Raw genomic sequence first — 22,771 nt, 5'->3', positions numbered from 1 at the left:
ACCTTTGCGCCCTTAAATCAACTATTGATAAGCCATTGATGGTTGGTAATCCCCAATGTCCCTTTCACTACTTCCGAATAAAATACGCATATGACTAAAAAGATACAGTCGGCATTAATTTCCGTTTTTTATAAAGATGGCCTTGAGCCGCTCGTAAAGGTGCTGCATGAGCAAGGCATTACCATCTATTCAACTGGTGGTACTCAATCATTTATAGAAAAATTGGGTATTCCGGTGGTGCCGGTTGAGAACTTAACCACCTACCCTTCTATATTAGGTGGCCGGGTAAAAACCCTGCATCCTTCGGTTTTTGGAGGCATCCTTGGCCGCAGAGAGCTGGAATCGGACCTTCAGGAAATGAAGCAATACAACATTCCGGAAATTGACCTGGTTATTGTTGACCTGTATCCTTTTGAGGAAACTGTTGCCAGTACTTCTGAAGAAAAACTGATCATCGAAAAAATTGATATCGGCGGGCCTTCCATGATCCGTGGTGCAGCCAAAAACTTCAGTCATGTGACGGTTTTAGCGGCAAAATCTGATTACCAGGTTCTGGCCGACATGCTTTCAGCCCAAAACGGCACTACCACCCTGGAGCAACGCCGGGCCTTTGCCTCTAAAGCATTCCAAATTGTGGCCCATTACGATGTGGCTATTGCAAAATATTTTAATCCGGAAGGCGATCTGTACTTCCTGGAATCAATTCCCAGCCCCAAAACCATGCGTTATGGCGAGAACCCGCACCAAACCGGCGTGTTCTATGGCGATCTGAATCAATTGTTTGATCAGCTGAATGGCAAAGAACTCTCTTATAATAACCTGGTTGATGTGGATGCTGCCGTGCAATTGATAAATGATTTTGCGGCTGGTGAAACCAGCGCTGTATTTGCAATTATTAAACACACCAACGTGTGCGGTATAGCATCGAGAGATACTGTTAAAGCTGCCTGGGATGCAGCCCTGGCCGGCGACCCTGAAAGTGCTTTTGGTGGGGTACTGGTTTGCAACAAACCCATCGACAAGGCTACCGCCGATGCTATCAATGAAATATTCTTCGAAGTATTGATTGCGCCTTCTTTTAATGATGACGCCCTCGCGGTATTAAAATCTAAAAAGAACCGCATCCTGTTACAGCAGAAATCAACTGTCAACCGCCCCAATCAATACAAATCAGTATTGAATGGCGTGCTGGCCCAGGGTGAAGATAAAGGTAATTACCTCGAGTGGAAAGAAGTAGGCGGCCGCGAAAGCAATGCCACTGAGAAAAGTGATATGGAATTTGCCAACATCGTTTGCAAACACCTGAAGTCAAATGCTATTGCACTGGTAAAAAACAAACAGCTGATCGGTAAAGGCTGCGGACAAACCAGCCGTGTTGATGCCCTGCGTCATGCGTTGGAAAAAGCCCGTCAGTTTGAATTTGATCTGAATGGTGCTGTACTGGCAAGTGATGCCTTCTTCCCATTCAATGACTGTGTACAGTTAGGCCATGCAGCCGGCATTGCTGCCTTTATTCAACCGGGCGGTTCCGTTCGTGACAAAGACTCTATCGAGTACTGCCAGCAACACCAGTTGGCTATGGTTATGACCGGCATGCGCCATTTCAAACACTAGCAGAAAAGCATAATATCGAAAAGGCCCCAATGTACTGGATGGTATTTGGGGCCTTCCCTTTTACTAACTAACCCAACTTTCTTTACAAAGTAGTAATTAAACTATCCACCACTTTTTTACTCATGGCAGTTATATTGTCATTGTATTGATCAATATACATCCAGGTTTTCTTCTTTATAGACTGGAACATTTTTAACTGTATTGGTTTGCAGGCGTCGGCAATAGTGATGACCCCTTCTTTAATTTCGGTATTTTGCTCCATTATTTTGTAGGAAACAACCATGTTATTGGCTACCGGTATTACAGAAAAATTATCCCAGCCAAAAGCATATATAACCCACACCATTTGACTTATATCGTCAACCGCAAACATGTATGGCAGTTGCTTTACTTCCAGCTCAATCCGGCGTCCGTTCAACTTACTTTTCAACCCTTTTGAATTGGCATAAGACAAGGCAGAATTGGTAAAGTTGTTATAAGGTATTTTAGGATTCAACGTACAGGTATTGGTAATATGCCAACGCCAGTAAAATAATAATGGCAACAAACTGTTATGGGTTTGCTGGGTAGTCGAACTTTTTTCATCTGCAGTTGGCAGGGTGGTAGTAACAGCCAGGTAATCATGATTTTTTTTGACAGGAGTTGCTACTGTTTCACTGTATTTTTTATCAACCCATTTGTCAATTTTCCTGGAGGTAAGGCAAGCCGGTAAAAAAAGGGTACATAAAAAAGAAATACTTACTAAAAAAAGTGTGGCACGGATGGTGGCAGGCATCATGAAATATGATTATTAAATACTAAAATAGAGATTTAATAAACAGAGAGCCCGGCAATTTGATAACCGTGCAGAATTGGCAATAACCGTGTTATTTTGGGCAATATGTGTGAAAGAAACAACTATCCTTCATCATTATAAGCATCCCAGTAAACTGTTTCTTTCATAAACAGCTCAAACATTTTACGCCAGCCTTCGCTTGCCGGATCGGTCCCTAATATGAAGTTGTGCCAGATGGGTATAAAAACGCCTTTACAACCTTTTACCCGCTCATAATACTGTATCAGCTCCTTATAGGTCTGCTGCGGGTTTTGCTTTTGCTCAAACAATGAATTGGCGTCCATAAAGCAAAACGGATAAAGCATCAGCGAAGTAGCCTGCTCCTTTTGCAGATCGTACCAGTAAAACGGGGAACATACAGAAGCTCTGAAACCATTTATGGTAGGATAACCCATAGAGAAATCCTTTTCAATACCTGCTTCTAGTAACCGGCGGTAAGTTACAGGCATGGAAAAACGAATATAATGTTGCCGGCTGTAGGTGATCTTTTTTTCCCCTACTACTTCCAGCCATTCCAGTTCTTCTTTTAACAAGGCTGTATTATCACCGCTTTGCCAGGATGGATGCGCCCCTAAATGCCAGGTGTTGGCATAATAGGTGACCAGGTCACGAAAAGGCTTTTTATTACAGGAATTATTTTTATCGTAGCGGCCCGTTTTCTTAGCGGCCAGGAAAAAGAAATGGGGCTTCATACGACAGTATAAGTGCCAGGCATCCAGCCACTCAAAACAATCGAAGGGATCTTTTCGTTTACCCCGCAACACCAGCCACCTGTCTTTTACGCGTGCCCACTCTCCTTTTCGAATGGAATTATAAAAGCCGCCTGCAGTCCGCAGCCAGCCTTTATGCAGGTATGACCAGGCTATATCTATATCGTATGTCAATAAACATTTGAATTGCGCCTGTTTAAAAACCAGCTCAGGGAACTTGAACTCCAATGCTTTTTTAAACGATTGCAGCCAGTAATTGATCAACGGTTGCGTTAAGAAATGTTCGCGATGCGCCAGGGAGTTGATGTGCGCGTATCGGCCATATTCATCTATGGCATGGGGCAGGTATTCTTCGTACCGGCTTAGCAAATAAAAAGAAGCGGCAAAAATATCGAACGGGAAATCTCCCCGGGTTTCAAAAAACGCCTTGTAAAAATTCACCTCAAAACATTCAAAGCGCTGCGGGTGAATGCCTGTTTCAAAAAGTAAATGGGTACTACGAAGGAAGAACTCCTTTTCAGAAAACGCCTGCGCTGAATAATTTAAACGTGGTTGTTTCGATGTTTTGAAATAAGCTTCATCGGTAGTAATGGTGATGGCTTCATCAAATAACTCCTTACCAATAAAATCTACAACGTATTGTAGTCGCGTGGTTATGGTATGGGTGTATAGAAGTAGCATCAGTACCTGCAAAATAAAAAAGTCAACTTAAAAAGTTGACTTTTAGAAACTATTTTTATGTTGTTTGCTTACGATCCCTATTTGCCTTTCCTCTCCTTCCACATTTCATTAAAGGTTTTGCCGGCGAAGTTCAGATCGGCCCGGTTAGTGGTCCAGCCTTTAAATACTTTATTCACCATCCAGTTCTTCAACTTCTGGTTGCCCATATTATACATGTTCCGGTGCAGGGTGGCTTGTTTCCACAGTTTCCAGGCTACCTTTTCACCCCAGCTGTAACCCCCTTCTTCCACCGCATCGTGTCTGTTTTCCAGCAGTATTTCGTGCAGGTTGATCTTTACGGCACAAACTTCTGTACAATTACCACACAGAGAAGAGGCATAGCTTAAATGCTTCCACTCATCCATCCCTTTCAGCTGTGGCGTAATTACGGCACCAATTGGGCCGCTGTAGGTAGTTTCGTACGCATGGCCGCCAATATTCTTATACACCGGGCAGGCGTTTAAACAGGCGCCACATCGAATGCAGTACAGGCTTTCGCGGGTGCGCTCATTCGCCAGAATATTTGTACGGCCATTATCCAGGAGTATTACATACATTTCATCGGGACCGTCAGGTTCGCCTGCCTGTCTTGGCCCAGAAACAATAGTATTATAAGAAGTGATCTGCTGACCGGTACCATAGGTTGCCAGCAATGGCCAAAAGAGAGCCAGGTCGTTCATGGAAGGGATCACCTTTTCAATACCCGTAATAACGATGTGTGTTTTGGGGAATGCGTTACTCAAACGGGCATTTCCTTCATTTTCACTTATGGCTACACCGCCAATATCGGCCAGTATAAAATTGGCGCCGGTTATACCTATTTCAGCCTGTACATATTTCTCCCGCAATACATCCCGGGCCACCAGGGTCAGTTGTTCGGCTGAAAGGTTAGGCGCTACATGCAATTTCTCTGTAAATAATTTAGCGATGTCTTCCCGGCTTTTGTGCATAGCGGGGGTAACAATATGGTAAGGAGGCTCGCCGTCCAGCTGTTGGATATATTCACCCAGGTCGGTTTCCACGCTTTCAATACCATGCTGTTCCAGGTGATCGTTCAGGTGAATTTCTTCAGTCACCATGCTTTTACTCTTCACGATGGTTTTGCAATTCTTCGCCTTGCAAATTTTCAGTACTTCCTCCACCGCCTGCTTGGCATCTTCCGCCCAAATCACCTTGCCACCGCGTTTGGTTAACAGTGTTTCAAACTGCTCCAGGTTCTTATCGAGGTTTTCAATAGCCCGCCATTTTACATTTTTGGCTCTTTCCCGCGCCAGGTGAACATCTGTAAACTGTGTTTTACCCAGGGGTACAGCAGCATTATACTTGCCTATATTGAAATTTACTTTCCTTCTATGTTCCAGATCAGCAGCCTTAATGGTGCTTTTTGCCATGAAAGAGGATGAATGTTCGCTCATTCCCAATTCTTTTTTAAGTGCTTATTGCCTGTTGGATTCAACGTTCCAGGTTCCCTGATACCATTTGCTTCACAATCGCGCGTTATCCCGTTGTTTTACTAGTGTTTGTCAGACTTGTACTCTGTGGCAGCTATATCCAGGGCATTATAAAAATCCTCACCGTATTTGCGAACAATAGGTTCCTTCAGGAATTTGTATACCGGCACTTTTAATTTCTTTCCCAGCGAGCAGGCAGGGCTGCACAAAGTGGGCCGGGGTTCATAGTTCATTCGATCGTAATCCCCTTTCTTGCCGGTTTTTTGAATTATGGGGAAGAAATGGCAGCTTATGGGCTTTTTCCAGCCGATAACGCCATCGTTATAAGCCTGTTCAAAGGCGCATTTTATGATGCCTTTCTCATCGCGGGTGCCATACACGCAGATCTCATTATCACCACCCAGCGTGGGTGTTACCCAGCCAAATTCTTTATGATAAACATATTTGCCTTTACGCTCTACCTCAGCAACAGAGGCCGGGGTGAGGTAAGGCTTTATTTTTTCATACAGGTCAACCATGATGTCCAGTTCGGCATCCTCAAGGGGAGCGCCGGCATCTCCTTCTTCACAACAGCCGCCCTTACATTTGGTAAGGTCACACACAAATTGTGCTTCGGCAATTTCATCACTGATCAACACTTTGTCTACTACTATCACTTAAAAAGGTTTTAAAGCGTAAAATTAAACATAAAACTGGCGCAGCCCCTGGCAAAGTTTTACCGGAATTTGGCATTTACCGCCAGCCCTCCTTATTTCCACCTGAATGTATTGATCAGGTGTTTCATATCGTCCTGCAAAAAATTGTTAACCACTCGCAGTGAATCTTCATTAGGACTGGCGTCGAAATACAGGGCGCCCCGTAAAAAGTGTCTGGTGGAATCGGTTACAAAGAATTGTTTGGCGGTAGCGGCATTGCCACCCACTGAGAAAAACACCCCGCCTACTCCATTGGGTGTGTGCATGGCAGAATCAACGATCTCGGTAGCCCTGGTACTGTGTTTATAGGTCATGTTGTAGGCATCATTTACCAGTTTGTTCAGATCGTTCTTTCCAATCTCTTTATAACTGATATAAATTTTCCCATGAAACCGGGGTATGTCGATGTTGATCCAGTACGGGTTCTCGGGTTTATCTTCAAAAAAGGTAGTGTCTTTTAATACAGAAGCATATACCGGGTATTCGAATGTGTAAGGGTAGCCGGGCTGCTCAAACACTTTGTATTCATGTTTCGGGAAATCAATTTTGAAATATCCTTTCCGTTTGGGGGTATACGTACTGTTGCAGGCTACTACAGAAATCAGTAATACGATAAAGGGAACGTACTTTAACAGCGATGTTTTCATTGGAGATCTAGCTAACTTGTTTATCCTGTTTAATATTGATGGTTACTTTTATTTTCCGAATGCGGTTACGGTCAACTTCCAGGGCCACAAAGTCAAAATCACCCACAGAGGCGGTATCATTTACTTTTGGAATTTCACCTACCAGTTCCAGCATTAAGCCGGCCATGGAATCGCTGTCGCCTTTTACCTGGTCGAATGTATCTTCTGCCAGGTTCATCATTTTGCAGGCATCGTGTATCATGGTGCGGCCTTCGAAAATGTAAGTGTTCTCGTCTATTTTCTTGCTGCCGGTTTCCTCTTCATCAAATTCATCCCTGATGTCGCCAATGATCTCTTCCAGAATGTCTTCCAGGGTAACAATACCGCTGGTACCGCCAAACTCGTCCACTACCACGGCAAAGTGCACGTGCCTGGTTTGAAATTCCTTCAGCAGGTCTTCGATGTGTTTTTGTTCGTGTACAAAAAATGGTGGCCGAACAACAATATGCCAGTCGAAATTATCGGCTTCATTCAAATACGGCAACAAGTCTTTGGTGTGAACGATCCCAACAATGTCGTCAAGACTTTTACGGTATACCGGCAGGCGGGAATAGTGCAGTTCTTCCACTTTCCTTTTCAGTGCCTCAAAACTGGCCTCGTATTCAATACCATTCACATCAAGCCGGGTGCGCATGATCTGCTTTACGGTAATGTTGGGGAATTTATAGATCCCGGCCAGTATGCGTTGTTCTTCTTCTTCGTGGATGGTGCTTTTAATGGCCTGTTCCAGTTGTTGGTGGGTGTATGCCCTGGAGGCTTTGCCACCTAATAACGATTCAAGGCCATCAGAGATCCTGAGTAGCCAGGTAGAGATCCGTTTGAACATGTAAAAGATCACCTCTACCAAAAAGGAGGCTTCGTAGGCTGAACGCAGGTTATTTTGCGATGCCCGTACTTTGGGCAGTATTTCGCCAAAAAGTATAATGAGGGAAGATATTATAACGAGCTTTATACCGTACCCCACCCACATTGACACATTACCCGGTTTTATGATCAGTACCTGATCAATAAAAAAATTGAGGAGTATAATAATGGCAATGTTCACCAGGGTATTGGAAATCATTAGGGAAGCCTGCAGGGCCCTGGGTTCTTCCAGCAGGGTGGCAATCCTTTTCCAGCCGGTGTCCTGCTTCGTTTTAAGCATATTGATATCCCGGTACGTGAGGGAAAAGAAAGCCATTTCAGCACCGGAAATAAAAAATGAGAGCAGCAATAACACCAGTACCGCGGCAGCCAACAGAGTGGTAGCCTGTACGTTGGTCACCATCAACAGCAGCTTAAACACATACTCAAATCCAAAAATCAACAAAGGCTTATCCAAAACTTGGGGTTTTCATGAATAAAATTGATCTCGTCAAGTCGATTTGCATCCCAGTCGTTAAATCCTTAATTAACAAAGTTAATCAGAAAGGGGTCGATTAAAAGCAACTTTACATTTCTTTAATCGGCCCCGCTGATTTTATTTTTGAACTGCAAAAATAATGGGTTGGGTTAGAATGGCAAATCCTGAGATGGGGTATCCCCTATGGGTGGTATATCGGCACTGTTAAAACCTTCTATATTATCGCTATGCGGAGTGGTAGTGCCATGTGAGCCGTGCGTGGCATCGGCCCTTTTATCCAGCATGATCAGGTTATCTCCTACTACTTCGGTTGCAAATTTTTTATTACCTTCTTTATCTTCCCAGCTACGAGTACGGAGTCTGCCTTCGATGTACACCAGGCTGCCTTTGTGCAGGTATTTTTGCGCCAGTTCTGCCAATCCTCTCCAAAGTACCACGGTATGCCATTCTGTTTGAGAAATGAGCTTGCCCGATCTGTCTTTAAATGTCTCGGTGGTCGCCAAAGGAAATTTTGCTACGGCAATATGTCCCTCAAGGTGCTGTGTATCCGGGTCCTTTCCTAAATTACCAATTAGCATTACCCTGTTTACTCCTCTCATAGATGGTAAATTTGATGTTATATAATCGTCTGCGCCTTTTTATTCCTTTTTAAAGTTAAATTTTTTAATAGAAAAAAATAGAAGTTTTTTAGGCTGATTATGACCCCGATAGCCATCTGTAGTGACTTTTACAAATAGTATAGTTTTTCCCATGCGTGTTCACGGGTACATAATAGTGCCTATAGGCTCATATGAACGATAATAAAGATTCCTAACGGCTTTAAAACAACTGGGCCGGGGTTACGGGCTCACCCAAAAACGTTGTTATAACCCGCGGAAAGGCATAATTGGATAGTTGCTTCTTATCAATTAGCAGATAATTGCTCAAAGTGGGTAAGGCATCCTGTACCTTAACCTTTATAAACCGTCCATGAATGGTTTGATGTGTTAGTTGCTGGCGGTACATACGGCTAATGCTTTCTATATGGCATTGCTGTCCGTTAACCAGCTTCTTAAGGAATGGCGTTTGGGGGGTAATGCTTTCAACAGCAGCGGGCGATTCAAACAAAACAAACTCAAATAAATTTTCCCATATATCCTTACCCGTTCTTTGTTTTATATACCACCTGCCTTTGTATTCTATGATAAAGTAATAGAACCAGCGCTCTTTGCGGATGATGGCTTTTTGTTTTACCGGCAGCTGTGTTACTGTTTGCTGTTTAAATGCTTCACAGGCCTTGTTTTGCACACAATCGCTGCACAATGGGTTTTGTGGCTTACATACCACGGCGCCAAAATCCATGATGGCCTGGTTATAGGTGCTGGGCTCATCAAGGTATAATAACGATTGGGCCAGGGTTTGAAACTCCTTCTTGCCAGCTGTTGTATCAATAGGCGTGGCAATACCAAAGTAACGAGCCAGTATGCGTTGCACATTTCCATCTACCACCGCATGCGGTGCATTGAACGCAAACGAAGAAACGGCAGCCGCTGTATAGGGCCCAATGCCGGGCAGCGCTTTTATTTCATCGTAGGTAGCAGGAAATTTTCCTTTATAATCACTGGCTATTTTGCGGGCTGTAGCAATGAGATTTTTACAACGGCTGTAATAACCGAGTCCTTCCCACATTTTAAAAACCTTTTCTTCTTTTGCTTTTGCCAGATGAATTATGGTAGGGAATGCAGCAATGAATTTTTCATAATAACTCCAGCCTTGTTCAACTCTTGTTTGTTGCAATATAATTTCACTCAACCATATTTTATAAGGGTCTTTCTCTCCTTTCCATGGCATTGCTCTGGTGTTACTATTCTTATTCCATTGTAAAAGCTTACGCGTAAAATCAGGTTTCATGTATTTATTGCTCATTTTTTAACCCGCCTGATCCACCAACAGGTCATTTTTAATCAATGAATAATAGTGTGGAAGCGGGTTTTACCAAAACTGAAAAAAAATGCTAATACTTGTTTTTTGGGTGATTTTTTTATAACTTCATGAAAATGAATAACTTTAGAGAAATAACAGGCATGGGATTTGTTTAAAATTCATTTTCAATTGTTTATACTTTTCTTGCAAATGTGAAAATTTACCGTTAATTTCATTAAAGAATTGATTTAGTGTAGATTGCCTTTGACATTTCCTATGAAAATATTTTTCTCAAAAAATAAAATTTGTAAACCCGTAAAAATTCATGCGACATGAGAAAGGCAGACCTCGTTAACCAAATATCGGAAAAAACAGGTATACCGAAGGTTGATGTGCTGGTTACGCTGGAGACCATGTTCAAGGAAGTAAAAGACACCTTGTCCCAGGGCGAGAACATCTACATTCGTGGATTTGGCAGCTTTATTACAAAGAAGAGAGCTGCTAAAATTGGCCGTAATATCAAAAAGAATATTGCGGTGCACATTCCCGAACATTTTATTCCCGCATTCAAACCAGCCAAAGAATTCGTTGCAGAAGTTAAAAAACTGCAATCAGTAAAAGAAGATCAGCCAAACCCGGATGATGAGATGTAAATTTGTTGCTTAAATGATTTGATTCTTGAAAAAGCAACAACTGATCCTGGTAGGCAGCGGAGTCGTAGTCCTGTGCCTGATCTATTTTTTTGGCAAAACCATTCCCCCTAAAAAAAACCCTGGTGCTGTTGCAGCAGCAACCAGTCCTAAAGAAATAAGTTTTACTACCATTCTGGAGGCATCCAAGAAGCAACTGACACCTGCCCAGCAGGCCCAGGTTGCTCAGTTGGAAACGGCTGTGGTACGCGGTGACGTAAAAGAACAGCAGGAAAAGGTGTATAAACAACTGGCCGGGTTCTGGAAAGACTCGGCGCATTTGCTACTTCCCTACGGTTATTACACAGCAGAAGCCGCTAAATTGGAAAATTCTCAAAAAAGTCTCACCTTTGCTGCCCAATTCTTTTTAGAGGGCATTCGCCGCCAGGATAACCCGGAGTTACAGCGGTGGATGGGAATTGAAGCTAAAGAGTTATTTGAGAAAGCATTACAAATTGCACCGGACAATGATTCGTTGAAAATCGGCCTCGGCAGTTGTTATCTGCTCGCCGGCATCAGCGACTCACCCATGGAGGGAATTTTGAAAATAAGAGAAGTAGCAGAACGGGACCCGGAAAATATGTATGCACAATTTATGCTCGGTTTAGGCGGAATTATTTCAGGGCAGTTTGATAAAGCAGTTGACCGCCTCCTGAAAGTAGTGCAACACCAGCCAGAGAATGTAGAAGCGATGTTGATGCTGGCTGAAGCCTACGAACGGCAAAACGATAAGGCAGGTGCAGTGAAATGGTATAACGAAGCAAAGAAGCACATTCACAATGCCGATATCGTTCATGAAATCGACGAACGGATTAAATTACTTGGTAATAAATAATTAAACCTTTCCGGTAAAGACATTTGAAACAGTATTATTTAATTTTAAACTCATTGGTGTAATATGCCTTGTGGTAAAAAAAGAAAGCGTCATAAAATAGCCACGCACAAGCGTAAAAAAAGATTAAGAAAAAATCGGCATAAGAAGAAGAACCGCTAGTTTTATCTTCTTGAAAAAGGTCGCGCCATTCGGCGAGGCCTTTTCCTTCTTTCGCTGAATCTAGTTATGTTGTCATTTATTACAGGTTATTTTAGAGTACTTACTAGGCTGATTCTGATACCTGACAACTGATTCCTCTTCAGCACCTTTCCTTGTAGTGATGAGATGGTTTAGACGGTATAAAGACAGTACGCTTGAATAAGGAACTAATTATAAATGCAGCGCCTCAGGGTGTTGAAATCGCCCTATTAGAGGACAAGAAACTCGTGGAATTGCATCACGAAAAAGCTGATGCAAGCTTCGCGGTGGGAGACTTATATCTCGGAAAAGTAAAGAAACTCATCCCCGGACTAAATGCTGCATTCGTTGATGTAGGTTTTGAAAAGGATGCTTTCCTTCACTATACAGATCTTAGCCCATACGCCCGGTCGTTGTTGAAATTCACCCAACAGGCTATTAGTGATAACAGCCCCCAGGGTTTCAACTTCGCCACCTTCCAGGTTGAACCGGAAATTATCAAAACCGGTAAAATCAACGAAGTACTAAGCGGTAAGCCGAACATTCTGGTGCAGATATTGAAAGAGCCCATCGCCGCCAAAGGCCCCCGCCTCAGTTGCGAAATTTCCCTTCCCGGACGTTTTGTAGTAATCACTCCTTTTAATGATATAGTAGCCGTTTCCCGCAAGATCCATTCTGCCGAGGAAAGAAAAAGGCTGCAAAAGATAGTGGAAGCTATTAAACCCAAAAACTTTGGGGTTATAGTTCGTACCGCTGCCGAAGGAAAGAATACTGCCGAACTCCATGAAGACCTTGCCGAACTGGTTGAAACCTGGCAAACAATTCAGGGTAATTTAAAAGGTGCAGTAGCCCCCGCCAAGATTCTGAGTGAACAAACAAAAACCACCAGTATCCTGCGCGACCTGTTGAATGAAGACTTTAACCGGGTTGTTGTAAATGACCGCAATATTTATAACGATACCCGCAACTACATTCAACGTATTGCACCCGAAAAAGCAGAAATAGTCTCTTTTTATAATAATGGACTGCCCATTTTTGATCAGTATGGAATTACCAAACAGGTAAAAGCTGCCTTTGGTAAAACCGTAAACCTGCCAAGTGGCGCCTACCTTATTATTGAACATACGGAAGCCCTGCACGTAATTGATGTAAACAGCGGGTATAAAAGCGTTGGCAATAACCAGGAGCAAAATGCCCTGGAAACCAACCTTGAAGCCGCAGCGGAGATTAGCCGCCAGTTACGGTTACGCGATCTGGGTGGTATTATCGTGGTTGACTTTATTGATATGAAGCTGCCCGATAATAAACGTAAGTTGCTGGAGGCTATGGAAGAATGTATGCGCCCCGACCGGGCCAAGCACGCCGTGCTGCCCATTTCCAAATTCGGGCTCATGCAAATTACCCGGCAACGGATGAAACCTGAGGTAAACATAAATACCCAGGAAGTTTGTCCCAGTTGCGCCGGAACCGGTAAAATCTCTTCTACCCTGCTGCTGGAGGATGAAATTGAAAAAAACCTCAGTTACCTCATTACCCACCAGCACAAAGACCTTACCCTGGTTGTACATCCCATTATGCATGCCTACCTTACCAAAGGCAGCCTGTTTAAATCGAAACAATGGAAATGGAGATGGAAATACGGCCAAAAGGTTAAGATCAGGGAAAATACCAATTATCACCTCACCGAATTCCACTTCTTCGATAAACACGACGACGAAATAAAGCTATAAGCTTAAATAGATTTAAAAAGGCCCCGACGATACTGTCGGGGCCTTTTTTATTTTTAGTATATTATTTGATTTTCAGGTAGGTATAAAAAAACAGGATCGGGCAAAGAAATGCCCGATCGTAATATAAAACCAGAAAGGCGTAGGGAAAAAAGTGAATCAGACATGCCAAAATTATTTTTTAAAAGAATACAGCAAAGTAAAAATTGGTAAGTGTGCAGTTTTGCCAATAAGTGCGCATTTATTGCCGATAAGTGTGTAAGCAAAAACTCCAAATTACCTAGATCGCCACTTATTTGCTCCCCTTTCATGCTCATAATCAATTAATGTTCTTGCAATAAAGAAAAAGCCCCGACCGCTTTGCGCATCGGGGCTTAAAATTCGATTCACCTGTTAATCCCTGCTTCTGCCGCCCAGGAATATCATAATATACTGCACCAGGGTAGCTATAGAAGCCAGTGCTGCCACCACATACGTTAAGGCAGCCCATTTAAGCGCGTCCTTTGCCAGCGGGTACTCCCTGCCATCGGTTATATTGCTGCGATTTAACCACGCCAGGGCCCTTCTGCTGGCATCTAGCTCAACCGGCAGCGTAATTATTGAAAATAAGGTAGTTAGACCAAACAGTATAATACCTATCAGTAATAAGGCCGGGAAGGCGTTGATCATCAGGATCCCCAGTAACAGGATCCATTGCACAATGCCCGAACTGAACATGACTACAGGCACCAGCTTGCTACGCATCGTTAGCCATTGATACGCAGTGGCATGCTGTACCGCGTGCCCACATTCGTGGGCAGCCACAGCCGCAGAAGCCACTGATATACCATTATATACGTCCGAACTCAGATTCACGGTCTTGGTGCGGGGATCGTAATGGTCACTCAAAAAGCCGTCTGAAGATCTTACCTGTACGTCATATATGCCATTATCGCGTAACATTTTCATTGCCACTTCCCTACCCGTTAAACCGGCTGTCAGGGGCACCCGGCTGTACTTTGCAAATTTGCCTTTTAGCACACCGGACACCACCATGCTGATCACTAAAAACAGGATCGAAATCAACCAAATTTCTGGTGTCATTTTTCTTACTCTTTTTTTAATTAATAACAATAATCTATCAAATCAGTTACCAAATAATTTGAGTATTTTTTACGCCATTTTTCGTCAGAAATCGGGGTACTTTTTGTCATTCTGTTAGCGTATAATCGCGGTAGGCTGACATTTTATCACAAGGGTTTTGACTGTTTTCTTAAAATTGTATTAAAGTTTGATTATCAATGCTATATGGCACTAATTCACAAAATCGGGCAATCGTTTGTAGGGTTTTTATTTTTATTCACAACCCTAAAAAATAATTTTGTTATGTGGCGCTTATTTGTAATTTAGTGCAAGAATTTAATGGGTTAGTAAGTAAGGGGTCAACAGCAATGTTGGCCTTTTTACTTTAAAAAAAAGCACCTGATTTTTACCTCACTTTTATTTACTTTTTTTCGCTCCTGCTTCGTTCAAAAAAACTGTTTGTTTTAATCATTCATTCTTCATAACTATCATACCACCCTCCACGCTGTTTTAGTCACATCAAAAATCATTCACTCCTTCATCTTCACTTCATTCATTAACTTTATCGCATGGCTAAAGTTAAAACAGCATTCTTTTGTTCTAATTGTGGATATGAAAGTGCAAAATGGTTAGGAAAATGTCCATCATGCGGAACCTGGAATACATTTGTTGAAGAAGTAATTTCAAAACCTTCGGTTAAAAAAGAAAATGGCTGGGATGATTATCACGAAGAAACAAAATCCATCCGCACCATTCCATTAAACAGCATCACCAGCAGTGAACAGGTTCGCATCACTACATCCGATGCAGAATTGAACAGAGTATTGGGTGGCGGTATAGTGCCGGGAAGTATTGTATTGATCGCCGGTGAACCCGGTATAGGTAAATCAACCTTGTTTTTACAAAATGGTTTGCAACTTCAGAATAAAACTGTGTTATATATCAGCGGGGAAGAAAGTGAACAACAGATCAAAATGCGGGCCGACCGCCTGAATATAAAGAATGATAACTTTTACCTGCTTACTGAAACAGTAACCCAAACTATTTTCCAGGAGATCAAAAAATTAAAACCACACCTGGTTATTGTTGACTCCATTCAAACCATTCAATCCCCCTACATCGATTCGTCACCCGGAAGCATATCCCAGATAAGGGAATCAGCTGCCGAGTTCCAGCGTTTTGCAAAGGAAACCAATACTCCTGTATTCCTTATAGGCCACATTACCAAGGATGGAAGCATTGCCGGTCCCAAAATACTGGAACATATGGTTGATACCGTGTTGCAGTTCGAAGGCGATCGCCATTATGCCTATCGCATTTTACGAACCATCAAGAACCGTTTTGGAAGTACTTCAGAACTGGGCATCTATGAAATGACCGGCGCCGGCATGCGCGGTGTAAATAATCCAAGCGAGATCCTGATGACACCAAAGGAAGATCGCCTCAGCGGAATAGCCATTGCCGCCACTATTGAAGGCATGCGTCCTTTGTTGATTGAAGTGCAGGCGCTCGTTACCCAATCTGTGTACGGAACACCCCAACGCACAGTATCAGGTTTCGATTTGCGACGCTTGCAATTGCTGCTGGCAGTACTGGAAAAGAAAGGAGGCTTTCATTTCGGCGTAAAAGATGTTTTTTTGAACATTGCCGGTGGCTTGAAGGTAGAAGACCCCTCGATCGATCTCGCCGTTTTATGCGCTCTCCTGAGCTCCTATGAAGATGTTCCTTTACCCCAGCATGTTTGTTTTGCCGGTGAAGTGGGACTAAGCGGGGAAGTACGAGCAGTGCACCGCGTAGAACAACGTATAGCAGAAGCCGAAAAACTCGGTTTCGAAAAGATCATCGTTTCCCGGTATGGACAAAAGTCAATCGGTAAACAATCTGGTAACATTGAAGTAATACCCATGGGCCGGGTAGAAGAAGTGTACCAGTATTTATTTCAATAAAGCTTTGATGAGTAGCAGTAAAAAAACAACTGCTATGTTTAAAAACGCATTACACCCTTTACTGCATCTTTTTATTCCCCATCACTGCGCCGGATGCGGCAGTGACATTATCGGCAGGCAACAGGTTTTATGCATGCATTGCATTAACCGGTTGCCGGTTACGGGGTTTCATCACCACGCTGACAATCCCATTGAAAAAATTTTCTGGGGCCGCATGCCCATCGATGCTGCCTCCAGTTACCTGTACTTTTCAAAAGATTCGCTGTTACAACACATCGTACATGAGTTAAAGTACAAAGGCAATAAAGAACTGGGATTATTTATAGGCCGTAAAATGGGCGAGGCATTGTTACAAACACAACGCTTTCAACAGATCGACGCCCTGGTGCCATTACCGCTGTTTACAGCCCGTCAACGAAAACGCGGCTACAATCAGGCATCGCTTCTTTGCAGGGGCATGGCGGCCGTTTTATCGCTTCCTGTATTAGAACAAATAATTCGCCGCCATACTTCCAGCGATACCCAAACCAACAAAAACCGCATTGACCGCTGGTTGAATATGCAACACAAATTCGAACTGCAACAACCGGATGCCATCAGCGGCAAACATATATTATTGGTTGATGATGTAATAACCACCGGCGCCACCCTCGAAGCCTGCGGGCAGCAGTTGTTAACCGTCCCCAGCACCCGCTTAAGCATAATGACCATGGCCTTCACGGTAAAATAAACACAAAAAGCGCGGCGTTTTATGTGTATCCGAAAACGTGTATTTTTACAGAACATGAAATATATACTAGTTGCTATACTGCTTACCGGCATCCTGATATCCTGCAAAAAGGAATCATTTATCACCAGCAGCACAGCATCGCTGAGTACCAGCACCGACAGCCTTCATTTCGATACCTTGTTCACTACAACAGGTTCTACTGTCAGGTACTTTCGTATTTACAATAACAACAACCAGAAACTGCGCCTGGGTAAAGTGGCCCTTAAAGGGGGCAACGCCTCCTTTTTCAGGATCAATGTTGATGGTACACAAGGTCCCGAAGTAAGCGATATCGAAATGGATGCCAACGATAGTATATACGTTTTCGTCACCGTGAAGATCGACCCAACCATCGACAACCTGCCATTTGTTATACAGGATAGCATTTCCATAGAATACAACGGCAATCACCGCTGGATACAACTGGACGCCTGGGGACAAAATGCCAATTTCATGCGTTCAAGAACGGTAACCGGTAATGTTACCTGGACCAACTTAATGCCCTATGTTATTCTGGACCAACTGGTGATTGAAAAAAATGCCACCCTTACTATTGAAAAGGGATGCCGAATATATATGCATGCCGATGGTGCAATTCTTGTTGATGGAACCTTAAAAGTCCAGGGTGAAAAATACGACAGTACCCGCGTGGTATTCAGAAGTGACAGGCTCGATGATCCCTATCGCGATTTCCCCGGCGGCTGGCCAGGCATTTATTTCCTCACAAACAGTAAAGACAATGTCCTGCAATACGCCAACATCCTAAACGCCTATCAGGGTATCGCAGCCGCAGACTCATCAGTAAATGCCAACCCCAAAGTATTCCTCAGCGAATGTGTTATCGATAATTGTTACGATGCCGGCATAATAGGAATGCGATCAAATATTAAAGCGCAGAACTGTCTTGTAAGCAACTGTGGTAAAAATATAGTGTTGGGGTATGGCGGTAAATATGATTTTTCACAGGTAACTGCAGCTACCTGGTCAAATACATATATTCTACATAAAGATCCGGTACTCGTAGTAACCAACTATTTTAAAGACGGAAACAAAATAAGCATCGATAATTGTACCGCCAGTTTCAAAAATTGCATATTCTGGGGCGAAAATGGCACTACCGAAGATGAAGTAGTGGTAGACAAACAAGGCACCTCCGCATTCAATGTAAGTTTCCAGAACTGTTTGTGGAAAGTAAAGAACCAGCCCGCGAATGTAACCGCCACCAACATTATTGCAAACCAATCCCCCGCGTTCGAAAACATTAATACCCAATTAAAATACTACAATTTCCGGCTTAGTGAAAACTCCCCGGCCCTTAACAAAGGGGCCGACCTGGGCATTACCCTCGACCTCGACGGCAAACCAAGACCAGTCGGAATTCCGGATTTAGGGTGTTATGAAAGACAGTAGTTTAATTCGCAGCGTTGCCGCGACGACTTACGGCTTATAGCTTACAGCTGTATTTCCGCCGTTAACCATATTTTTACAAGGAAGCAACCAATTTAGTACCATCTTTGTATAGTACAAGTTGCCAGTTAACAAACACTATACTTTAAATTTTATCAATTATGATACGTTTATTGCTTGTTTCCCTGCTGTTTATTTCGGCTCAATCTATTTACGACTTTAAAGTACCTGCATTGGATGGCGCAGGCACTATCGACTTCAAGAAATTCAAAGGCAAAAAGATCATGATCGTGAATACCGCATCCAAATGTGGTAACACGCCACAGTATTCCGATCTGGAAAAATTATATGAGCAGTACAAAGACAAACTGGTCATTGTAGGTTTTCCAGCCAACAACTTCGGCGGTCAGGAGCCGGGCTCCAATAACGACATCCAGGAGTTTTGCAAAAAGAATTATGGTGTAAGCTTCCCCATGGCAGAAAAGGTTTCCGTAAAGGGCGATGACATTCACCCCTTATTTAAATACCTGGTGGCCGAGGCCGAGAAGAAAGGATTTACCGATCCCATTAAATGGAACTTCACCAAGTTTCTGTTAGATGAAAAAGGTAACCTGATCACCGTGATCCACAACAAAACAAAAGTTACCAGCGAAGAAGTGACCAAATATCTGAACTAAGATTTTGCAACACATTATTACAGACCCCGGTCCAGGCTGAGCCCAGACCGGGGCTTTTTATTTATAATTCCCCGGCAACCGCCCTGTTAACATTCCCGTAATATATGATATGAAGATGCGATTGCTGCTTTCTGCACACTACCCAAATCCCGTGAGGTAAATGTTAAACCTTTGCCATTTATAAGGGTTTACACTAGTTTCTCGTCTGCAAAATCAGTCAACACATCGCTTTTAATTGTCAATTGAACGAATAAAATTCACCTTGCGGGTTTATATTGACAATTTTGAATATCCAATATCACTTAAGATCCAATAGTCCGAAAGAAACCATCCGATATCTGAAGAAAACCAATGTCCAAAGGTCCTATGAAAGCTGAAGATATCCTTGAAAGAAAAACCAATAAGATCCAATACTGTTGAAAAGCAGTTCCATCCACTTTTCTGGTGACTCTTTTTTGCAAATTGATCCTATTCCTTTTAAAAGCCCAAAAGAGTTGATCCCGTTAAAAGTAATTTCAGGAAGTCCCGACAGCAACGTCGGGACTTCCACTTTTTATCCCTGCATTTATTATTCCCGTGTTTACAACTCGCCCCGATAAGTCGGGATTATGTAACTTCGCCCCGCATGTTATTTAAAAATGTTATTGGCCAGGTAGATGTAAAATTACATCTCGTAAATATGGTGCAACAGAACCGCATCAGCCACGCCCTTTTATTTTTAGGAAAAGAAGGCAGCGGTGCTCTGCCTATGGCCATTGCATTTGCTCAATATATTGTTTGCGAAAAAGTAAACAGAAAAGGAGCCACTGAAACGCCGGGCCCATCTTTGTTTGGGGAAGAACCCCCTTCGGCCTCTGCGGCCATGTTCGATTCCTGTGGCGAATGCCCCTCTTGTCTGAAGATGCAGCAGCTGATGCACCCCGATGTGCATTTTTCTTACCCGGTTATTCCCCGTAAATCGGGCGACAAACCCCTAAGTGCAGATTACATCAGCGAATGGCGCGAATTTATTGCTAAATATGCCTATGGCAATTCATACGACTGGTTGCAGTTTATCGGGGCCGAAAACAAACAGGGAAATATAACTGCCTACGAGTGTAACGATATCATCCGCAAACTATCGCTCAAAAGCTTTGAAAGCGGATTTAAAATACTGGTGATGTGGATGCCCGAATACCTGGGCAATGAAGGAAATAAATTATTGAAACTCATTGAAGAACCACCACCCAATACCTTATTTGTACTGGTGGCTGAAAATGAGTCACTGATCCTGCAAACCATTTTATCAAGAACACAGCTGATTAAAATACCGGCTCTCAATTATCAGGATATTACCGAAGCCCTGGTTACAAAGGCCAAAGTGGGCGAAGAATCGGCCCGCCAAACCGCCCTTATTGCCGAAGGCAATTACCGGGAAGCCCTGCAGTTGATGCAACATGCCGATGAAGACTGGCAGTCGTTGCTGCGCGAATGGCTGAACGCCATATTAAAGAACGGACCGATTGCCCAGGTAAAATGGATTGATGAGGTAAGCAAGCTGGGGCGCGAAAAACAAAAACAATTCCTGCGCTACTTTACCCACCTGCTCGAACAGGCCATCAGGTTGCATGCTATGGGGCCCGACAATGTGCACCTGCCTGATAAAGACAAGGACTTTGCCGGACGCCTGAACAAGATCGCCAACTTCATGCAGCAACAGGCTATTATTGAAGAACTGGATAAAGGGGCCTATTATGTTGAACGGAACGCCAACCCAAAGATGTTGTTCCACGCCCTCACCATTAAATTATATCATATACTTGCCAGCAAGGAGGTTACTGCAGTTATTTAGTCCACATGCATTAACATTATTCTTCATACAAGCGTTTGTATTACCCTCTTTAACCCCTTTAGAATCAAGTATCATATAAAGGGGCTTTTAACGTTAATAACTTATATTTGTAAATCGGCCTGTAAAGCAGGAAGCAGAAAAATTGTGCGATTGGGGTTGCATGCGAGCAGGGTTACTATATATACCAGGTTATCTAATTTCGCTATATTATTCATAAATGCGTCTTAGTCAATACGTTATAACACTGTTAGCCGTAATTGATCAGGTATAGGCGCACCCCGGCTTTCCGAAAGGAATGTATAATACCTCGCCCGCCATTATTTCTGCATGCCTATTTCCGGCCGTACATAAATAAATTTTATAAATCGTTAATCCTAAATAAAGAATGGGATGTAGTTCATGCGGAACAGGCGGTAAAGTTGCCGGTTGTAAAAGCAATGGCGGATGCAGCACGGGTGGTTGTAACAGAATGAATGTGCACGATTGGCTGAGTAACCTGCCTTTCAGCGACCCTTCGGGCAGCTGTAAAATTGTAGAAATAACTTTCAATAATGGAAGTCGTAAAGACTTTTACCGGAACACCACTGTTCACTTATTTGAAAAAGGCGACCTGGTTGCCGTTGAAGGTGTAAGCGGTTTCGATGTTGGCACTATTAATATAACCGGCGAAATCGTTCGCCTGCAAATGAAAAAAAGAAATGCCGACGAAACCGATCCCGACATCAAAAAGGTATTACGCCGCGCAACCGACAAAGACATCGAGATCTGGCAACAAAATAAAGACCGCGAAAAAGAAGCCCTCATCCGGGCCCGGGCAATTGCCCGCCAGTTGAACCTCGAAATGAAACTCACCGAGGTAGAAATTCAGGCCGATGGTCGCAAAGCCACTTTCTTTTATATTGCTGATGATCGTGTTGACTTTCGCGAATTGATCAAGGTATACGCCAAAGAATTCCGGGTTAAAGTAGAAATGCGCCAGATAGGCGCCCGCCAGGAGGCCGCCAAAGTAGGTGGTATTGGCAGCTGCGGCCGCGAATTGTGCTGCAGTACCTGGTTAACCGATTTCAAATCAGTTAATACTACGGCTGCCCGCTACCAGAACCTGTCAATCAATCAAAGCAAACTCAGTGGTCAGTGCGGCCGCTTAAAATGCTGTCTTAACTATGAGTTGGATATTTACCTGGATGCTTTACAGCATTTCCCAGACAATGCCGACACATTACAGGTAGCAAAAGGCACCGCCATCCTGATCAAGAAAGATATTTTTAAAAACCTCATGTGGTATACCCTGCCCGACAGTACCAAGCAGTATCCGCTGACTATTGAACGGGTAAGAAAGATCAAACAACTGAACGAAAGAAACCAGGTTCCTGATGAACTGGAAGCAGTTGATGTAACCACACAAAAACCAAAAGAGGTAGAACCTGAATTTGTTGATGTGGTTGGTCAGATCAGCTTACGCAGTCTGGAAAGAGCCGAAAAGAAAAAACGGCACCACCACCAAAAAGACAACCACCACAAAGAACAACCTCGTCAGCAGCAACAGCAGGGACAAGGCCAACAAGGTCAGGGTGGCCATGGAAAAAGCCAGGGTCAGGGTCAGGGTCAAGGCCAGCAGCAACACCGCCGCGACAACAGACCTCCCCGCCGTGATGACAACAGAAGAAACAATCCTCCTAAAAAGGATAATTAAGAT

At 43.3% G+C, this 22,771-nt stretch carries 19 protein-coding genes; 10 read left to right on the top strand and 9 right to left on the bottom strand.

What is annotated here, in order from left to right:
- The first annotated feature begins 90 nt into the window (after positions 1–90).
- Positions 91–1,614, top strand: coding sequence for a bifunctional phosphoribosylaminoimidazolecarboxamide formyltransferase/IMP cyclohydrolase (gene purH, locus BMX95_RS05605; protein WP_081201003.1), 1,524 nt, complete (start codon positions 91–93; stop codon positions 1,612–1,614).
- Positions 1,615–1,696: 82 nt separating this feature from the next.
- Here the strand turns inward: purH and BMX95_RS05600 are convergent, their stop codons facing one another.
- The 8 genes from BMX95_RS05600 to mutY form a co-directional block, all read right to left on the bottom strand.
- Complete coding sequence (locus tag BMX95_RS05600) at positions 1,697–2,392, bottom strand: hypothetical protein (protein WP_081201002.1); 696 nt, start codon at positions 2,390–2,392, stop codon at positions 1,697–1,699.
- Between the two features lie 119 nt (positions 2,393–2,511).
- Positions 2,512–3,840 (bottom strand): DUF7033 domain-containing protein, encoded by a 1,329-nt coding sequence (locus BMX95_RS05595; RefSeq protein WP_081201001.1) that lies wholly within the window; start codon positions 3,838–3,840, stop codon positions 2,512–2,514.
- Positions 3,841–3,917: 77 nt separating this feature from the next.
- Positions 3,918–5,294 (bottom strand): LutB/LldF family L-lactate oxidation iron-sulfur protein, encoded by a 1,377-nt coding sequence (locus BMX95_RS05590; RefSeq protein ID WP_081201000.1) that lies wholly within the window; start codon positions 5,292–5,294, stop codon positions 3,918–3,920.
- Positions 5,295–5,392: 98 nt separating this feature from the next.
- Complete coding sequence (locus BMX95_RS05585) at positions 5,393–5,986, bottom strand: DUF3109 family protein (protein ID WP_081200999.1); 594 nt, start codon at positions 5,984–5,986, stop codon at positions 5,393–5,395.
- Positions 5,987–6,078: 92 nt separating this feature from the next.
- Positions 6,079–6,672, bottom strand: a complete 594-nt coding sequence (gene gldD, locus BMX95_RS05580; protein WP_081200998.1) for a gliding motility lipoprotein GldD — start codon at positions 6,670–6,672, stop codon at positions 6,079–6,081.
- Positions 6,673–6,679: 7 nt separating this feature from the next.
- A complete protein-coding gene (gene gldE, locus BMX95_RS05575; protein ID WP_081200997.1) occupies positions 6,680–8,032 on the bottom strand; it encodes a gliding motility-associated protein GldE in 1,353 nt (450 codons plus the stop codon).
- Positions 8,033–8,202: 170 nt separating this feature from the next.
- Positions 8,203–8,652, bottom strand: a complete 450-nt coding sequence (locus tag BMX95_RS05570; RefSeq protein ID WP_081200996.1) for a single-stranded DNA-binding protein — start codon at positions 8,650–8,652, stop codon at positions 8,203–8,205.
- A gap of 220 nt (positions 8,653–8,872) precedes the next feature.
- Positions 8,873–9,943, bottom strand: a complete 1,071-nt coding sequence (gene mutY / locus BMX95_RS05565; protein ID WP_081201785.1) for an A/G-specific adenine glycosylase — start codon at positions 9,941–9,943, stop codon at positions 8,873–8,875.
- A gap of 344 nt (positions 9,944–10,287) precedes the next feature.
- Between mutY and BMX95_RS05560 the strand changes: the two genes are divergently transcribed.
- The 3 genes from BMX95_RS05560 to BMX95_RS05550 all read left to right on the top strand — a co-directional run bounded on the left by BMX95_RS05560 (position 10,288) and on the right by BMX95_RS05550 (position 13,386).
- Positions 10,288–10,608 (top strand): HU family DNA-binding protein, encoded by a 321-nt coding sequence (locus tag BMX95_RS05560; RefSeq protein ID WP_081145882.1) that lies wholly within the window; start codon positions 10,288–10,290, stop codon positions 10,606–10,608.
- Positions 10,609–10,633: 25 nt separating this feature from the next.
- Entirely contained in the window at positions 10,634–11,479 is an 846-nt protein-coding gene (locus BMX95_RS05555) for a tetratricopeptide repeat protein (RefSeq protein WP_081200995.1), read from the top strand.
- Between the two features lie 353 nt (positions 11,480–11,832).
- Complete coding sequence (locus BMX95_RS05550) at positions 11,833–13,386, top strand: Rne/Rng family ribonuclease (RefSeq protein ID WP_081200994.1); 1,554 nt, start codon at positions 11,833–11,835, stop codon at positions 13,384–13,386.
- Positions 13,387–13,776: 390 nt separating this feature from the next.
- On the opposite strand, the gene BMX95_RS05545 is transcribed toward BMX95_RS05550, so the two are convergent.
- On the bottom strand, positions 13,777–14,466 hold the full coding sequence (locus BMX95_RS05545; protein ID WP_081200993.1) for a zinc metallopeptidase: 690 nt from the start codon (positions 14,464–14,466) through the stop codon (positions 13,777–13,779).
- A 548-nt stretch (positions 14,467–15,014) separates the two neighbouring features.
- Between BMX95_RS05545 and radA the strand changes: the two genes are divergently transcribed.
- From radA to BMX95_RS05515, 6 genes are all read left to right on the top strand, one after another.
- On the top strand, positions 15,015–16,391 hold the full coding sequence (radA, locus tag BMX95_RS05540; protein WP_081200992.1) for a DNA repair protein RadA: 1,377 nt from the start codon (positions 15,015–15,017) through the stop codon (positions 16,389–16,391).
- A 34-nt stretch (positions 16,392–16,425) separates the two neighbouring features.
- Complete coding sequence (locus tag BMX95_RS05535; protein ID WP_081201784.1) at positions 16,426–17,121, top strand: ComF family protein; 696 nt, start codon at positions 16,426–16,428, stop codon at positions 17,119–17,121.
- A gap of 54 nt (positions 17,122–17,175) precedes the next feature.
- On the top strand, positions 17,176–18,570 hold the full coding sequence (locus BMX95_RS05530) for a choice-of-anchor Q domain-containing protein (RefSeq protein WP_081200991.1): 1,395 nt from the start codon (positions 17,176–17,178) through the stop codon (positions 18,568–18,570).
- Between the two features lie 158 nt (positions 18,571–18,728).
- Complete coding sequence (locus BMX95_RS05525) at positions 18,729–19,244, top strand: glutathione peroxidase (protein ID WP_081200990.1); 516 nt, start codon at positions 18,729–18,731, stop codon at positions 19,242–19,244.
- A 625-nt stretch (positions 19,245–19,869) separates the two neighbouring features.
- On the top strand, positions 19,870–21,075 hold the full coding sequence (locus BMX95_RS05520; protein WP_081200989.1) for a DNA polymerase III subunit: 1,206 nt from the start codon (positions 19,870–19,872) through the stop codon (positions 21,073–21,075).
- Between the two features lie 385 nt (positions 21,076–21,460).
- Positions 21,461–22,768 carry a PSP1 domain-containing protein gene (locus BMX95_RS05515; RefSeq protein WP_081200988.1) on the top strand — a complete coding sequence of 436 codons (1,308 nt, stop codon included), beginning with the start codon at positions 21,461–21,463 and terminating at the stop codon, positions 22,766–22,768.
- The last annotated feature ends 3 nt before the right edge of the window (positions 22,769–22,771 follow it).

Source organism: Niastella yeongjuensis, assembly GCF_900110245.1.
In the GTDB taxonomy this organism is placed as follows: Bacteria; Bacteroidota; Bacteroidia; order Chitinophagales; family Chitinophagaceae; genus Niastella; species Niastella yeongjuensis.
Note: the sequence above shows the minus strand (reverse complement) of the source record. Positions and strands in the feature narration are given on the sequence as shown.

Coding starts and splice junctions, on each gene's coding strand:
- purH (WP_081201003.1), top strand. CDS start 91: ATGACTAAAAAGATACAGTCGGCATTAATTTCCGTTTTTTATAAAGAT.
- BMX95_RS05600 (WP_081201002.1), bottom strand. CDS start 2,392: ATGATGCCTGCCACCATCCGTGCCACACTTTTTTTAGTAAGTATTTCT.
- BMX95_RS05595 (WP_081201001.1), bottom strand. CDS start 3,840: ATGCTACTTCTATACACCCATACCATAACCACGCGACTACAATACGTT.
- BMX95_RS05590 (WP_081201000.1), bottom strand. CDS start 5,294: ATGAGCGAACATTCATCCTCTTTCATGGCAAAAAGCACCATTAAGGCT.
- gldD (WP_081200998.1), bottom strand. CDS start 6,672: ATGAAAACATCGCTGTTAAAGTACGTTCCCTTTATCGTATTACTGATT.
- BMX95_RS05570 (WP_081200996.1), bottom strand. CDS start 8,652: ATGAGAGGAGTAAACAGGGTAATGCTAATTGGTAATTTAGGAAAGGAC.
- mutY (WP_081201785.1), bottom strand. CDS start 9,943: ATGAAACCTGATTTTACGCGTAAGCTTTTACAATGGAATAAGAATAGT.
- BMX95_RS05560 (WP_081145882.1), top strand. CDS start 10,288: ATGAGAAAGGCAGACCTCGTTAACCAAATATCGGAAAAAACAGGTATA.
- BMX95_RS05545 (WP_081200993.1), bottom strand. CDS start 14,466: ATGACACCAGAAATTTGGTTGATTTCGATCCTGTTTTTAGTGATCAGC.
- radA (WP_081200992.1), top strand. CDS start 15,015: ATGGCTAAAGTTAAAACAGCATTCTTTTGTTCTAATTGTGGATATGAA.
- BMX95_RS05535 (WP_081201784.1), top strand. CDS start 16,426: ATGTTTAAAAACGCATTACACCCTTTACTGCATCTTTTTATTCCCCAT.
- BMX95_RS05530 (WP_081200991.1), top strand. CDS start 17,176: ATGAAATATATACTAGTTGCTATACTGCTTACCGGCATCCTGATATCC.
- BMX95_RS05525 (WP_081200990.1), top strand. CDS start 18,729: ATGATACGTTTATTGCTTGTTTCCCTGCTGTTTATTTCGGCTCAATCT.
- BMX95_RS05520 (WP_081200989.1), top strand. CDS start 19,870: ATGTTATTTAAAAATGTTATTGGCCAGGTAGATGTAAAATTACATCTC.
- BMX95_RS05515 (WP_081200988.1), top strand. CDS start 21,461: ATGGGATGTAGTTCATGCGGAACAGGCGGTAAAGTTGCCGGTTGTAAA.